We start from the raw sequence: 15,351 nt of genomic DNA, 5'->3' as shown, positions 1-15,351 counted from the left end.
TAGTCCCATATCAGAAAAGGATTGAGCCTTCACCGTGCCCGGGACAAAAACCTCACAAGAAACGAGACATGTTAGAAAAAGAACAAGACCCCATTTCCGCTCACGCATCGTGCAAAATGGGAAAAGGCGTAGCGCTCTAGTTTTTGGCCATACGCAATTAATCATCAAATAACCATACTCACTAATCGATTCAAATATCCGGGTGGATTCAGAAGAGCAAAAATAGTGGATCTTAATCACATTTAAATATGGTGCCCTCATCCCCTTGCTAAGTCAATTACAAAATGAGTGCTCCGATAAGGAACGGACCTTACCATAGGAACCGATAGAAGAAACAGTCATCGATTTTGGTATGAGAATATTTTCCTTCTAGGAGAATTTTTCTTGCGAAGGGATGATTACCAAAATTACAGGATAAAGTCGATCTAGGGTAGGGGGAACCAAGAATACCCTACGGCGTACAGTTAAATTCGGGGAAACCATGTCTGTCGAAGCCCAATAGGAGAAGATAAACGACGCTTGCGAAGCAGAACAAACTATTCCATGAATATTGGATTGGTGCAATCCGGCAGGGATGCCGAATTTCCCGTAAAGTTACTTGGGGAGGGTTAGCAAAAATTCGACGAAGTGAGATTTAAAAAAATCGAAGAATACTTATGAGATATTATGTGCTCGACTCCTTTAGACAATCCATCCTTATAATTAACGCCATATCGCCTGAGAAAAATTATTTTTAAATGCGCCCTTTGCAGAACATCCTCGTTCTGCAAATTGTCCCGGAAGTAGGCGTCTTCATTATGACGGATCTCACCGTACAAGACCCAGGAGAATTCAGCTAACCACATATCCGGGGATGCACCCTGGCTACCAATACAAACTCCCAATAAATATTTGCCGCAGATGACGATGTTGAGTTTCAATAAACTTGGACATTCCGAGGAGGAGCAGGGCGTGCCGCAACAATAGGCACAGTAACACTGACCTGGTTCGAATAGGGACTTTCGATTTTCCGATTCCGGTCGTATGCCTTGACCGCAATATAATACGTTTGACCGGGAATCAGGCTTGTTAAGGTATAGATGGCTTGGGATCCGACATCTTGATTCTGAGTATAACTGCCGCTTGAAGTCCCGTAGGCTATGATAAATCCTCCATATTCAGCGGAAGGAGGATTCCAGGCTAGGGTGACTTCTCCCGCCAATGCATTGGAGTGGGAGAAGCAGAGAAAAATGACAATGGCCCATAATAAACTAACCGCGAATCGGGAAGAATGGGGACGGGGAACACCTACTCGAGAGAAACCTTGATCGTCTGCCATACGAGATCTCCTTTATGCATGTGAGTCATGCCGAGCGAAGCCACGTCGCTTTTGATCAAGGAGACTCTGTGACTTGCCTGGCAACCTGGCAACCTTATCTTGAACTCCAAGAAGTAGGCCCATGGCTTTGCGTCCCACCCTTTCAGATGGTTTGCCATTTTCAGGTTATGACCGTTTTTAATATTGGATGCTTCATCGGAACATTTGCCAGATCCTTAAATGCTAGGGGAGGGAACTGTCAATTTCTCAAGAATTTATGAAATCGGCCGAACCTTAATCACAAAAAATAAGGAAATGAATAGTATGATTCATGACTCAATACTATGATTGACAGACGCAATAATCTAACGAACCTCTAACCTAATATTGCCCAGTCCGAAATCCAAGAAGTTTGGCCAGTCATTGAAAATCTCCACATGGCTCGGTCCATAAGGATTCAGTGAAGAAATTCCTTTTCTCAAGAAACTACCAGGTGCGTTACAATTACCAAACATGGACATGTCTGTTATTAGTTTTCCTTCATTCCCTGGGATCAAAATAAAGCTTTTGTACGGACATCCCACAGAGAGCGAGCGAACCCTGCCAACGCATCGCTCTGCCCAGGGGTACCACCAAGCATTCCACCTCTGGAGTGTGGGAATCTACCACATTAATGAACTTCAACCGTTCTATGATCCTCTCCCCTACTTTTTGAGTTAAAATGGGTAGACCAAGCCTTAAATCCAAGGGAATGTCTATAATCGAGTGTTTGAAGTTGAAATTTCCCTCACCATCCAAACAATTGCGATATAACAAGATAGACCCAGGCAGCACCAAAGATATATGTGATTTCATTCTCACCGATTCGATGATAAAAAAGACGATATCCCAGAATCGGCACAATCGCTAAGATCAGCGCAGAAAAAAAGTGCCCAATCACATCGCCCATAATCGCACTAATTTCGGAATGCCCAGGTACTGCAAGCAAAATGCTGCCTCCAAGCATAGCTGCCCACCACCATTTCACATTGACCATCAGCATATTCACGCTCCCATACAAAGCATGCATTCCCAGTTAAAATAATCTCAATGAAAAATGGCTCAACACAATTTGACCGTATAAAAACAGATCAACGTGCAAGAGCAACCTGCCAGAGGCAGGGTCCACTTGAGTAAACTTTTCTAGCTCCACATTCAAAACGGCTACCCAAACCCCTGGTCATGTGCCTCTCGCACTTGAACGAGCCTACATTAGGAGAAGACCCTTTATTTTCATCACTTTAGTTTGGCTAGGACACAGGGTTGTAAACCTCCTTATACAATTCACCTAATGCTGAATTTTCCAGTTGGTTGAGGCACTTCCCGGAAAGCCTATCGACGTGATTGCGAGCCCATTCATTATCCACACCGCCACCGTACCCGTCTGCTTATTACGCCAAATAATATCTGCGCGCCCATCCCCATTGACATCACTGGTGTTAGCAATCTCCCACCCCTGAGGCACCACGCCAAAAAACCCCGGCGAACTGAGAGTCACTCCATTCATCAACCAAATTGCAACCTCCCCGTTACTCGTTTTGCGCCAAACCAAATCCCCCATCCCGTCATCATTCACATCACCCACCCCCGCAATCTGCCAATCCGTGGAGACCCCACCGGTGAAACCTATTGACAGGACCGTGAGCCCCTGCATTAGCCACGTTTCCACTGCGCCGGTAAGGGTATTCCTCCATATAAGATCCGCTTTTCCATCGGCATTCATATCTCCCATTCCGGCCATTTTCCACTCCAACGGCACCGCACCCAAGTGGCCGGAAGAAGCAATCGTGGAGCCGCTCATTAACCAAATCGTCACTTCTCCACTACTCGTGTTTAGCCAAACGACGTCTGCCCTCCCATCGCCGTTAACATCACCCACACTCGCTATTTGCCAATCCAGAGAGACACTACCCGGAAAACCCACCGACATGACAGTGAGACCATTCATCAGCCACACCGCTACCGTTCCGGTATCGCTGTGGCGCCAGATCACATCTGCTTTCCCATCCTCATTGACATCTCCGGTACCGGCAACCTGCCACTTCGACGACACCACGCCCAATGAACCGGAGGAAGCAATCGTAGGACCGTTCATCAACCAAATCGCAACAGCCCACGTGCTGGTATTGCGCCAGACGAGGTCTGCCTTTTCGTCCCCATTGACATCATTTCGAATTGGAAAACTCACGTCAGCTTCAAATACCCATCCTAAATCCTGCAACAGAGGTTGAGCCAACCCGAGATCATGAATCGCCCTTCCGGAAGCTATTCCAGGCTCCATAAGCTGATCTGGCTTAATCGTGTTCGTGAAATGAGACACCGACGAACCCAATTCAACCGGGTTCGGGGCATACATTTGCACATGTGTGTTTGTTCGTCCGGCCGTCAATGTCCCAGATGCCCCTTGAAGACTGGCACCAACAAAATGAAGATTCTGCCAAGAAACATTCGCAGATTGCCGTTGCAGGTCGGTCATTGAAAGATAATCGGCCGGGCTGGCTCCATGATGCTCTAACCAGCGCATAAAAGCATCATTGCCTCCAAGGAATGTCTCTCCAGTCAGGGCGTCGACCAATGACAAAAACCCAAGGCCATGGATAATTTCATGAAGTACCACGGTGACAAAATCAAATTGTCCCGCTGGGGGGTTGGCATCCAGCCCAAAATACCAATTCGTGAAATTTGCACTGAAGGTGGCACTTATATCACTGGTAGTCAGATCCAGGTCCTGTTCTGCAAATTTATTTGCCAAGGATTGAACATACCAGGTATTCGCCACCGGAGCATTGGGGAAATTCCGATGGACGGTATTAGGGCCAGCCGATCCCAGGATTCCTGCTCCTAAGGAATCAATTCGAGCATCGACTCGAATGCCCACCGTACTCACCAATCCCTGCGCTAAAATATTTGCCGCATACTCAAAGGCTTTCAACCTCGCCTGCCCAAGCGTTGTCGCGGTATTCCCACCCACTGGGGTAAAAGGGGCAGGATCGTTAAATCCCTCACCAGGGCTATCTTTATTCACAATAACAATGGTGGCTGCGTCGGTCTCGGCCAAGAGGCCAAGGCCGCCAAAGAGTAAGACAACCAGAAACCCAGCCACACACAGGCTGAAGGATATCGGCAGCTGAGAGGGACCTCTCAGCATATTGGCATTAGGATCATTCATGAACCCAAATGGTAGCCTTGGAAAGTTTTCAGGGTTTCAAGGACTGTAAATCCACAGATTCATGGTGATGAATCGCATGGTCAGCGCCATCTGGCACCTTTAAAATTGACTGAAACCGGCCTTCAACATTGACCATTGTTCCACCGCCTGCATCTGGAACATACCGCAAACCCTCCTTACTCATACGACTCTCGGGAATCGAGCCCAATGGAAGGGGTTGTAGCGTTCCATCGGGCTCTTCAATCCGCATGGGTGCTTTAGCTCCCTTACGATGCTTAAGAGTCAATTCTTCCTCCTCTCCACCATCTGCTACAATAATGACCTCTGCTTGCAGGAGAGGGTCACTACTCAGCATAATCCAAAACATGACAAATAGTGGCGCCACAATTTTCATTTCATTTCCTCCATTCAACAACTTCCCTTTTTTCTTTGGGGAAAAATTCAGAGAGAACCCTATCAAAGAAAATCATTCTGGCATTTCTATTTAATCTAATATTCCGTTTCGGCTATGACAACTAAAAAAGGAAATCCATGGTGTTTCCTTAAAAAAGTATGTCATATTTTCCGGCCAACGAGCTACAATTAAAAGTCTGTCAATAATGGTGAAGGGAGGCATAGCCTTTCGGGTGAAGGTTCCCCCACACCCTGTTTGCCCGGACCGACGGAGTAAGGATAGGCCAATGAAAAGGAAAGCACCACGGAGCGGGAGAGGCAAGTACCTGCCTTACGGCTGTCTGAAGACTTATGCCCGTCGGAAGATTCAAGGCTGGCTTCAAGATATTCCGGAACAGGAGGTCCCGGAATACTTAGGACGGGAGAAAAGCGGAAGCAAGACCGTGGCCGACGAGCAGCTCGGCTATCGCGGGGATACCCCTTGTTGGCGCCCTTGATGAGCAACGATTTTCAGTCGGAGAGAAATGAATTCAAAATTGAAGTGCAAAATTGGAGAAACGAGTCATAACTTATCGTGAGCACAAACGCCACCGCTTCCTCTTTTCATCCGGCTCACCCTCTACCACCAGTTGGATTAGGCCTTCCTTCTGAAGCAACCGCAACATTTCCCCACAGGTGTGATCCAATTCCCCGGTGCCCATATTATGCAACCCTGCCCGCCGGGCAATTTCTTCCTGAATAACGCCCATTCCCTCGGACTCTGCATCCGGATGCCCACGAAGAACCTCTAGAATATGATCCTTTAATCCATTAATCAGCTCGGCGCCCCGTTGATGAAGATTCATAGCGTCCCCTCCTAAATGGTAATTCTTTGAAATGTGATATTGGGTCCGTTAGATCCAACGCCACACCCTCCAACTCCATTCTGAGTTAATCATCCCTTTGCGCTTTAATCTTCTCAGGATTATACAACCAATTCAACAATACGGACCGGCAACCCGTTTTTGAGGCCAAAAGGAAATCTAAGAATTCCGTTGTAGATTTCAGGTCTGACGAAGATTGTTGGTTAATTTAGGAGAAAAGGGGAAAGTTTTTGGCTGGAAAACCAAAGATCGAACCTGGGCAGCCAGTTCCGAAAATCTACAAAATCAAAAGGCGGGGAACCATATATCTATGGTGACGGAGTGCCAGCCGCATCATTAACACAAAATATTTACACTTTTTGCATACCACCTATCATCCTTACCTTACATCGATTCAGAATCTGGAGCTAAACCTGGAGATAACTGAGGGCAAGCTGAAGATGTAGAAAATAGACCTGGGAAAGAGAGGACTTTTTTCGGTCAATCACCTGGACCTTATTCAGGCTTTCCATCACAAAAAAAGCCCAACCCCGTAAGACGCCACCTCAATGCGGGAAATTGAGTGGGGCCTCCGCCTACGGTTGGATCTTCCACCCCGTCGACACACTGCCGGGAAATCCTACCGCCGTCACAGTTAGCCCATCCATCAACCAGATGGCCACTGTGCCGCGGATGGCATTGCGCCAAATGATGTCGGCCTTGCTATCCCCATTCACATCGGCCGCCTGTTCAATCTGCCACACTAAGGGCACACCGTCTCGAAAGGCTGCGGCAACCACAGCAGTCCCATTCATGAACCAAATGGCAGTGTTACCATCCCTGGTGTTGCGCCACAACAGATCCGCCCTCCTATCACCGTCCACATCGCCGACCGCCTGAATCCTCCACGCCGTCGGGGCGGCGCCGGGAAAGCCCACCCCTGTCACAGTCCCGTCATTCATCAGCCAGATCGCCACTGCACCACTGGTGCTATGGCGCCAAATGACTTCCGCTTTGCCATCGCCATCCACATCGCCCACTTGTGCGATCTGCCAGGCCATTGGCACCCCGCCCGGAAACCTGGAGGAAGCCATGGCGGTCCCATTCATAAACCAGATGGCCGTATGACCCTCACTGGTGTTGCGCCAGATCAGGTCCGCCTTGCCATCGCCGTTGATATCCCCAACGGCCTGAATGCTCCAAGTCGTCGGGGCGGTACCGGGAAAGCCCACCGCTGTCACGGTCCCGCCGTTCATCAGCCAGATGGCAACCGCGCCACTGGTCTGATTGTGCCAGATGACATCCCCTTTGCCATCTGCATTCACATCGCCAACCCCCGCGATTTTCCAAGCCAAGGATACCGCACCGGGAAAGCTGAAAGAGGCCGTGGCCATCCCATTCATGAACCAGATGGCAATGTTGCCATCACTGGTGTTACGCCAGAGAATATCGGCATTGCTGTCCCCATTCAGGTCATAGGGGGTATGTGATGTATCTGATACCAAAACACCGAAGAGATCCTTGAAGGTTCCACCTAATTCTCTGTTATTAATCCAACTCAGAAGCACATTGCTCCCATTGAAGTAACTATTAGGCGAAACGAATTTGGAGTCGTTGTTTTTCGGATTACTTATCAGTATCCCTCCAACACCAGGCGGCCCATCAAGGAGAACACCCCCAGTAGAGACCCTCGCTGCAAATATTCCTTCTGGGGGATCTAGAAAATATGACATCCCCCAAGTGACAAAATATTCTGTGCCAGTGAAACTGACCACAGGACGCTCCTGAGGGCGGGGATGAGTGCTAATAGCAATCCCCCCTGTGTCCGGTGATCCATCGAGTAATACACCGGAAGGGGTTATGCGCGTACCATAAATGTCTATTTTGAGATCAAAACCGCCTAGACCATTGCGTGTGTCATCCCAGACGGCAAAATAATTCTCTCCGTCAAAAATGACATCATTAAATCCTTGACTACCCGGAGCAGTAGAGATCGGGATTCCCCCTGGATCCAACACCAGGCCCAGCGGAGACACCCGGGTGCCATAAATATTGGCATCCGTTCCTATGGGTGATCCACTTCTTGTATCCGACCAAATGACGAGGTAGTTGTTGCCATCAAATGCAATTGAAGGTAAGACTTGACCACCCGGGGCGGTAAATATCGGAAATTCATCTAACACATGTCCGTCAGAATTCACTCTGGCTCCAATGATGTCGTGAAGGGTGGCATCACTATATCTATCTGACACGACAAGATAGTTGGAACCGTCGAACGCAACAACGGCAGCTCCCACCACATCTTGGAGAATCGTGAATCCCCTTGGCCCGTCAAGTACGGCACTGGCCGGGGTAATTCTAGCCCCCACAATGTCCGTTCTCCCCGTTTCGGTTACTTGCTTGAAGACAACCAGATAGTTACTTCCGTCAAAAGCCACAGAGGGCCGTTGTAGGGAGCAACCATAAACTGGAGTTAGGTCGGCAATCGGAAAAGACGTTACGTTTGAGCCTATCGTAGAGACGAGTGTCCCCTGGATATTGGCGGCGGAGCCATTCTCTCGGCAGGACACCATTAGAAAATTGACTCCGTCAAAACCTATACCTGGCTTGCCGGGACTTCCTGTATCTGAGTTCGCCGGGGTGACTCCGCTATCGATTATGAACGCGGGTGATATGTACCTATAGCCGGTTTGTGCTTGCAATTGAGTGGCCCACTGAGGCCACACCCCCAAAACCAAACATGCACAGGCCAAAGAAATGGTGGCCCACCTAGTAACGATTTGAGGAATAGGGATCAATTTGAACATGACGCCCCTCTATGAAATTTTTGCTGACTGGAAAAATGAGCAACAACCCCTAGCTGGATGAACAGCATGAGAACTACCCACTGGCGGATAAAGCTAAGTTCAACCATATCTGCAAAACCTAACCCAATTACGCCAGCAAGCATCCCGGCCTTATAGATTGGGTATTTCGTTGTCTTCAATTCTGTACGCTCGCCAACCCATTAGCAGTGCGCAAGCCAAGGGGAATGAGAGGGCAATCAGACCGATAAGACTCTACTCGGCCAATGTTTCAATACGGTGATTGTGAGCATGGGGCAAAAAACGTGGATCGTTCCAGCTTGAAATCCCACATATGCACACCCTGTATTAAAAAAAAAGGGGCATCCTAATTTTTTCCACGCATTAACCCTTCGCCACCAGAAGTAAGCAGCTGCTTCCAAGTATTACTGATCAATCATCAGAAATGGCCCATGCATTTGAATTAAATATTGCTCCAGGCAGGAATCCAAATTCGACCATGCCGCTCCTTGATCTACCGGAATGCCTCCTTGCCTGCTTCCGCCTGTGCTATTGCCCACGATCACTAATCCATCGAACGAGATAGCCGTAACATTACTTCTAAATCCCCCATAGAGATTCCCCAAGCCAACAACGCCGCTACCTACTGTCCATCTCCAAGCTTGTGCTTTCAGCCCTAATCCCTAATGGGATTATCCTTCGATTATTAAATTATTAAACGACCATCACTAGTTACTCCATTAGCCGTAAGAGTCATCATCCCTGTCAAATCGCCAATGGGTTCAAAGCCACCGGCTGTCCCCCGAAAAGCCAGCCCCATGTCCACGACTACAAATCCTTCGGTAGAAACAGCCAAAGCTTGGCTAAAAAACCTTCACCGAGAATTTCCCCAACCCCATAAACTACGCAGCCCGCGCAGGTTTTATGTTGAGCATACTTAACGTTAAGGACACACTGCTCACAAAAATGACAAAAGCTGTTCGTGATTTCATGATGAACTTCTATGACCTTATAAAATCCCACTATTTCGGCAAAAAAATGATCAACACTCCCTCCACGGCCTAGGCATAAGTATTTCGGACGAGACAAAATCCTCATCAGATCAAGAGGAGCAAAGAATGCACCCAGGGAGAGAAGAGTTCAATCGCTGCAAATCTGGCTAATCAGATAGGCCGGACATGGAAGGGAGGCGTACACGATAAGGTTTTCTGCACCAACGTGTTTTCTGACAATGTGGTTAATAAAGCCAGGGAATCTTTGGTTTTGTACGGTCAAGAAGTCCCTGCGAAAAAATCTTGGTCCTGCCAGACCCAAGAATTTTTGTTAAAAAGTCTGAAGAGAAGATCCTGATGCTGGATGAAACAACAAACCCTGCCCCCGTGTAGAGTCAGGCTCGTTTTGAGACACGGCACAAATACACCTAAGAAATCACATTCATCACCTGAGGCTAGTGGCATACCCTCCGGCATACCACAGCCAGTCGGGGAGTAATAGTCGGGCTGGAGCTTTTCTAGCAATTTCAGGAATTCCAGACCATTAGAGCCCAAAAGGATATGAGATGGGGCCATCTCTCAGCAGGAACCGTCAACAAAGCTCTTAAACAACGAGGGCTGGTTTGAACTAGGAAGGAAGCCGAGTCGAACCGCCACCTTCGGCATAGCGCAAATTCGACAGGCTACAGGTCGCTTATATTCCCAGAATAAACCCAATGGAAAAATGAAGCAGTTGAAGAAAGAGTTTGAAGATTATAATTCAGAAGAGGGAAAAAGTTGGCTGGGGGACCAGGGATCGAACCTGGGCAGCCAGCTCCAGAAACTGGCGTCCTACCGCTAGACGATCCCCCAACCTAGGAGTGAGCTTAATTCACCTCTCGGAACCAGTCAAGGGACTTCATAAAAACAATTTATGAAGGATGGCTTTGGGGATTCATCGTTCGCTTAACACCGGCACGGATTCGTTGGAGCGACCTTTCTTTCCCTAATAACGCCATTACCTCATAAATGCCAGGGCTGACAGTCCTACCGGTTAAAGCCACGCGTAACGGTTGCGCGATCTTGCCCATTTTGAGCCCCTGCCGCTCGATAATGCCATGAAGAATACCCTCAAGCGCCTCCTTGGAAAAGTCTGACTCCGCCTCAACCTGATCAGCAAACGCCTGAAGGCTCGGGGCAATTGACAGGGTGAGATGTTTTTTCGCGGCATCCTCATCCATCGTCATGGGCTCTGATAAATAGGGAACGGCACCTTGAACAAGGTCTAAAAGCGTTTCTGATCGCTCTCGTAAGGGTGGAATCAAGGCCTCGGCTCCCCCGGGAATTCTGGCCAAAGCAGCATCGTCATAGCCTGCATTTTGCAAAAATGGCATGAGGGCGTCGGCCACCTGCTTGGGGTTGCTGCTTCTAATGTACTGCGCATTCACCCACCGTAGTTTTTCAGGATTAAAAACGGCTGCCGAGGCTTGCACCTGCTTGAAATCGAAAAACTCGACCATTTCCTGAATTGAGAAAATTTCCTGATCCCCATGGGACCATCCCAATCGGACTAAATAATTAATGAGGGCTTCAGGCAAATACCCCATCTCCTTATATGCTAAAACGGAGGTGGCCCCATGGCGTTTAGACAGACGCGCTTTATCCGATCCCAAAATCATGGGTAGATGGGCAAACTCAGGCACCGAAAATCCCATTGCGGAAAAGAGCGGAACTTGTCTCGGAGTATTATTGACATGATCGTCCCCCCGAATGACATGCGTAATGTTCATGAGCCCATCATCCACCACCACAGAAAAATTGTAGGTGGGATAGCCATTGGATCTGAGTATGATGAGGTCGTCCATAACCGTATTATCAAACACGATCCGACCCTTAATTCGATCATTGACGACGGTTTGCCCTTCCTGAGGAGTGAGAAATCGAAGAGCCGCCGGCTCGGTGAATTCGGAAATTCCTCGATGTCGACACCGCCCGTCATATTTGATGGATTCGCCTTTAGCCTGAGCTTCCTTCCTTCTCGCGTCTAATTCCTCAGGCGTACAGATGCACCAGTAGGCTAACTTTCTCTTCAAGAGATCCATGGCCCGTTCACGATACAGTTCCAAGCGGTCTGTCTGCCGGTAAGGCCCCTCATCCCAATTCAACCCGGTCCATTTTAGGCCATCCAGGATGACCTGAATTGCATCATCCGTAGACCGGTCCCGATCGGTGTCCTCAATACGGAGGATAAAGGTGCCACCCTCATGACGAGCGAATAACCAATTAAACAATGCTGTCCGCACTCCGCCAATATGGAGGAAACCAGTCGGACTGGGCGCAAAGCGAACTCGAACCTCACTCATTTGCTTTCACCGACCTTTCTCATTATGACTCAGGCACATATTATAGGAAACAACTCTCCCATCAGAAACATTGTTTTGCAGAGACGCCATGTTCCGTTCTCCACGCCGCTTTCCAATGAAAATCAAGGACAGAGCAATTCCAGGAAATCCTCACACTCTATCCCGGACGACCATTTAAGAAATATCTATCATTCTCACTCTCCGGCCCGTTGCTTTACCATGCCACCCGACTCATGTAAAGAACTGAATTGACACGGCCCACTCACTTGCCTTTCCCGTTGCCGGCCCTTAAAATTTCGTCATGGTCATCAAAGACATTCTCAGGAGGCAGGACGCATGATTCGAATTATACGCGAGGGTTCCGCAAAATACCCATGGATTCTCAAGTTTCTCATCCTGGGAATCGCTGTCACTTTTGTCATTGGCATGGGTTGGTATGGGTACGATTCCACTCAAGGTAACGCCGTGGCCACCGTTGGCCCCTATAAGGTCTCCAAGGATGAATATCTCCGGACAAAGCAAGGTTACTTCCGATTCTATCGGGACCAACTTAAACAAGAAGACGTAAAAGAAGAGACCATCCAGCAACTCGCTCTCGAGGGATTAATCACCACAAAATCCTGGCAATTACTGGCCGATGAAATGAATTTGGCTGTCTCGGCTCAAGAACTCCACGATGCGATTGTGAATCAAAAAGACTTCCAAAAAGATGGCGTCTTCGATACAGAATATTACCAAAGAATCTTGGCGGCCAACCGGATGAAACCTCATCAATATGAGGAGCAACGCCGAAACGAATTACTGGCGGAAAAGGCGAGACTGCTCGTCTCTGAAGCCACAACACTCACCCCGGCCGAAATGAAAGAAGTCAAAGAACTCGCTGATCGACAAACACTTGACGGGGCCGAGCCCGATCTCACGGTCCTAGAACAGATTCGCCTTCAATTTCTCATGCAAAAGAAACAACGGGCCATGCAGGCATTCCAAACTGCGCTTCGAGCTCGTGGGGATGTCACAATTCACCAGGAACTGTTGTAAGAGGCAGCCCTTGGCCTTACCCTGCAATCTGGTCTGCCTGGAGTCCTCCCCCAGTGGCTCAGCTCGGGATTTTATCCGCAGATACCTGCCCCCGACTCATTCGTCCTTACCACAAATCCTTCGCCCCATACGTCAGATAACACCTGCTGGGAAAATCACCCCTGGATTACCTCACTATTTCTTCCAACTTCATTATTCATAAATGAGCATGGCGTCGCCGTAACTGTAGAACCGATAGCGCTCGCGTACCGCATGCGCATACGCCTCCTTGACCTCCGCCAATCCCGCAAACGCCGAAACCAGCATTAAAAGGGTCGTTTCGGGAAAATGAAAATTGGTCAGAAGCGCATCAATGACCCGGAATCGGAATCCTGGCAGGATAAAGAGGCGCGTCTCTCCTGAACAGGGCCTGAGCTCGCCGGTCTCATCCAGGGCTGACTCCAGACTTCGTGCCACGGTAGTCCCGACAGCGACAATTCTCCCGCCCCGGTTCCGAACCTCGCGAATTCTCCTCGCGGTCTCCTCCGACACCTCGAACCATTCCGGATGCATGATATGACGCTCCACATCCGTCGTCTTGACGGGCTGAAAGGTTCCAGGTCCAACATGCAGGGTAACCATGGCTGTTCCGATCCCCTTCTCTGCCAGTTGCGTGATCAATTCTGGCGTAAAATGCAATCCGGCAGTTGGCGCAGCAATGGCCCCCTCCACCTTGGCAAATACGGTTTGATAATCTTCTTGATCGCCTGGCCCAGGCTGACGTTTCAAATACGGAGGAAGCGGAATTTCTCCATGAGAAAGTAACCATGTTCGCAAGGCACCAGGACCCAGCCAATGAATCACCGTTCGACCTGGTTCTTTTTCCACAATCTGCGCACGGGCAGAACCCTCACATTCCACAATCTGTCCGACTCCAACTTTCCCCTGAATAAGGACTTCTGCATGGTCCTCACCAATTTCTTTGACAATCAGTAATTCTACCCGCCCTCCACTTGGTACCTTCTTTGCCCAGAGGCGTGCCGGAATGACTTTGGTATTATTGACCACGAGTAAATCCCCGGGTCGTAATGTTTTTGGGAGATCTTTGACTTGCCGATCGGTGATATCTCCGGTTGATCGGGTCAGCACCAACAATCGGGCATGATCCCGGGGATGAACCGGATATTTAGCAACCAGGGTCTGGTCAAAGGGAAAGTTGAATTGGGAAAGATCCATGACCAGGAAAGGAAAGAAACGATAGAGTTAGTCGGCCGCAGTAAGGAGCACGCGATCAAGAGGAAGAAGTATGGTGTGGGGATAATAATGCCGGATAATCGATTGGTAGTCATACCCTAATTCGGCCATCTCCCGCATGCCCCACTGACACATCCCCACGGCATGTCCCGCCCCATGACCCACCACGACCACTTCCTGCCCCAATGATTCGATGGAAAATTGGGTGCTGAAAATTTTGGAGTATCCGACCACACGTCGCAAATCCTGCCCCCGCAGGATAATTTCTCCACGAGAATGAAGTAAACGCACACGATCGACTCGCCCGGATGGGGTGAAGGTATAGGGTGTGAAAGTTGCGATTTTGCCAACGTCATACCCTTCTTTAACCAGTTGCTGCTCTAGGAAGTCGAAGGAAAATGATGCACGCCAATCATACCGTGGGGCTTGCTCATCAAACGGGCAGTCAACTCCTTTGAGATAAGGAAGGTCCAAGGCCCACACATATAAGGCATCCTCGGTAGGACCAGCCGCCGTCGACGAATAGGCCGCGAAAATTGGGCGATTTTCATACGTCACCACTTGGCCTCTGGTAGCCGCAACAGCATGAAGCACGGATTCAGCTCGTACGGAATGGCCATGATAGACTTGATCTTGCACACCAGCGACCACATCAAACGATTGCAATTGGTTTTCAATTTTCTTGTACAACACATAGGTTCTGGCAGCAACGGCTTGTGCTTTCAATGCTTCCAATGGCCACTTGGCCCCGACTTCACCCGAGACTACGCCTGCGACATACTCTTCAAGATCAATCCAGTTAATCAAAGCTAATCCAGACGGGTTCGATTGAATTTCAAGTGGTCCGCGTACCACCCACTCTGGCCCTGAATTGCTAGGCGGAGACGTTTCCCTCTTCGTCTCCACTCTAACCTGATAGGTGCCTGCTGATCCCTCAACCCACAGATGAGAATCCGCCACGGGACGGTCATTGAGCAACAGACCAGCACCCTGCATTCGAATAGTCACTCGCCCTGAAATATGAAATCTTTTCCCCGAGGCCAGGCGGAGGAAAAATGAATCCGACGATTGGATGGACAGGACCTGGGCTGCATCGGCAAGACCCACGCGAATAGCTGGTTCAGCAGCCTCAACGACCGGAGAGGACAACATGACCCAACTGACAAACAGCAGCATAATGCCGATACGATGTTCCACACACA

At 49.1% G+C, this 15,351-nt stretch carries 11 protein-coding genes, 1 tRNA gene and 1 riboswitch; of the genes, 2 read left to right on the top strand and 10 right to left on the bottom strand.

Annotated features, from left to right (window positions below; all coding sequences use genetic code 11):
* Positions 1-916: 916 nt before the first annotated feature.
* From PJI16_15040 to PJI16_15025, 4 genes are all read right to left on the bottom strand, one after another.
* A complete protein-coding gene (locus PJI16_15040) occupies positions 917-1,318 on the bottom strand; it encodes a fibronectin type III domain-containing protein (GenBank protein MDT3778880.1) in 402 nt (133 codons plus the stop codon).
* Between the two features lie 76 nt (positions 1,319-1,394).
* Positions 1,395-1,484, bottom strand: a riboswitch (cyclic di-GMP riboswitch).
* A 600-nt stretch (positions 1,485-2,084) separates the two neighbouring features.
* Positions 2,085-2,339, bottom strand: a complete 255-nt coding sequence (locus PJI16_15035; protein ID MDT3778879.1) for a hypothetical protein — start codon at positions 2,337-2,339, stop codon at positions 2,085-2,087.
* Positions 2,340-2,624: 285 nt separating this feature from the next.
* Positions 2,625-4,505 carry an FG-GAP-like repeat-containing protein gene (locus PJI16_15030; GenBank protein ID MDT3778878.1) on the bottom strand — a complete coding sequence of 627 codons (1,881 nt, stop codon included), beginning with the start codon at positions 4,503-4,505 and terminating at the stop codon, positions 2,625-2,627.
* Positions 4,506-4,533: 28 nt separating this feature from the next.
* The gene (locus PJI16_15025; GenBank protein MDT3778877.1) at positions 4,534-4,899 is read right to left on the bottom strand and encodes a hypothetical protein; all 366 of its coding nucleotides are present in this window, start codon (positions 4,897-4,899) and stop codon (positions 4,534-4,536) included.
* A 286-nt stretch (positions 4,900-5,185) separates the two neighbouring features.
* On the opposite strand from PJI16_15025, the gene PJI16_15020 reads away from it, so the two are divergent.
* Positions 5,186-5,395, top strand: coding sequence for a hypothetical protein (locus tag PJI16_15020; protein ID MDT3778876.1), 210 nt, complete (start codon positions 5,186-5,188; stop codon positions 5,393-5,395).
* A gap of 72 nt (positions 5,396-5,467) precedes the next feature.
* Here PJI16_15020 and PJI16_15015 read toward each other — a convergent pair whose 3' ends face one another.
* The 4 genes from PJI16_15015 to gltX all read right to left on the bottom strand — a co-directional run bounded on the left by PJI16_15015 (position 5,468) and on the right by gltX (position 11,878).
* Complete coding sequence (locus tag PJI16_15015) at positions 5,468-5,743, bottom strand: hypothetical protein (GenBank protein MDT3778875.1); 276 nt, start codon at positions 5,741-5,743, stop codon at positions 5,468-5,470.
* 593 nt (positions 5,744-6,336) lie between these two features.
* Complete coding sequence (locus PJI16_15010; protein MDT3778874.1) at positions 6,337-8,109, bottom strand: VCBS repeat-containing protein; 1,773 nt, start codon at positions 8,107-8,109, stop codon at positions 6,337-6,339.
* 2,205 nt (positions 8,110-10,314) lie between these two features.
* Positions 10,315-10,388, bottom strand: a tRNA-Gln gene (locus PJI16_15005).
* A gap of 59 nt (positions 10,389-10,447) precedes the next feature.
* Positions 10,448-11,878 carry a glutamate--tRNA ligase gene (gene gltX / locus PJI16_15000; GenBank protein ID MDT3778873.1) on the bottom strand — a complete coding sequence of 477 codons (1,431 nt, stop codon included), beginning with the start codon at positions 11,876-11,878 and terminating at the stop codon, positions 10,448-10,450.
* 336 nt (positions 11,879-12,214) lie between these two features.
* Here gltX and PJI16_14995 point away from each other — a divergent pair, with 336 nt between their 5' ends.
* On the top strand, positions 12,215-12,916 hold the full coding sequence (locus PJI16_14995; GenBank protein MDT3778872.1) for a SurA N-terminal domain-containing protein: 702 nt from the start codon (positions 12,215-12,217) through the stop codon (positions 12,914-12,916).
* Positions 12,917-13,108: 192 nt separating this feature from the next.
* Here PJI16_14995 and queA read toward each other — a convergent pair whose 3' ends face one another.
* Together queA and PJI16_14985 are read right to left on the bottom strand one after the other, a co-directional pair.
* Positions 13,109-14,131 carry a tRNA preQ1(34) S-adenosylmethionine ribosyltransferase-isomerase QueA gene (gene queA / locus PJI16_14990; protein ID MDT3778871.1) on the bottom strand — a complete coding sequence of 341 codons (1,023 nt, stop codon included), beginning with the start codon at positions 14,129-14,131 and terminating at the stop codon, positions 13,109-13,111.
* 27 nt (positions 14,132-14,158) lie between these two features.
* Positions 14,159-15,346 (bottom strand): SpoIID/LytB domain-containing protein, encoded by a 1,188-nt coding sequence (locus PJI16_14985; GenBank protein MDT3778870.1) that lies wholly within the window; start codon positions 15,344-15,346, stop codon positions 14,159-14,161.
* Positions 15,347-15,351: the final 5 nt, after the last annotated feature.

Source organism: Nitrospira sp. MA-1, assembly GCA_032139905.1.
Lineage (GTDB): Bacteria > Nitrospirota > Nitrospiria > Nitrospirales > UBA8639 > Nitrospira_E.
Note: the sequence above shows the minus strand (reverse complement) of the source record. Positions and strands in the feature narration are given on the sequence as shown.

Excerpts from the sequence above, each read along its gene's own strand:
- PJI16_15020 (MDT3778876.1), top strand. The coding sequence starts at position 5,186 with ATGAAAAGGAAAGCACCACGGAGCGGGAGAGGCAAGTACCTGCCTTAC.
- PJI16_15015 (MDT3778875.1), bottom strand. The coding sequence starts at position 5,743 with ATGAATCTTCATCAACGGGGCGCCGAGCTGATTAATGGATTAAAGGAT.
- PJI16_15030 (MDT3778878.1), bottom strand. The coding sequence starts at position 4,505 with ATGAATGATCCTAATGCCAATATGCTGAGAGGTCCCTCTCAGCTGCCG.
- queA (MDT3778871.1), bottom strand. The coding sequence starts at position 14,131 with ATGGATCTTTCCCAATTCAACTTTCCCTTTGACCAGACCCTGGTTGCT.
- PJI16_15040 (MDT3778880.1), bottom strand. The coding sequence starts at position 1,318 with ATGGCAGACGATCAAGGTTTCTCTCGAGTAGGTGTTCCCCGTCCCCAT.
- PJI16_14995 (MDT3778872.1), top strand. The coding sequence starts at position 12,215 with ATGATTCGAATTATACGCGAGGGTTCCGCAAAATACCCATGGATTCTC.
- PJI16_15025 (MDT3778877.1), bottom strand. The coding sequence starts at position 4,899 with ATGAAAATTGTGGCGCCACTATTTGTCATGTTTTGGATTATGCTGAGT.
- gltX (MDT3778873.1), bottom strand. The coding sequence starts at position 11,878 with ATGAGTGAGGTTCGAGTTCGCTTTGCGCCCAGTCCGACTGGTTTCCTC.
- PJI16_15035 (MDT3778879.1), bottom strand. The coding sequence starts at position 2,339 with ATGCTGATGGTCAATGTGAAATGGTGGTGGGCAGCTATGCTTGGAGGC.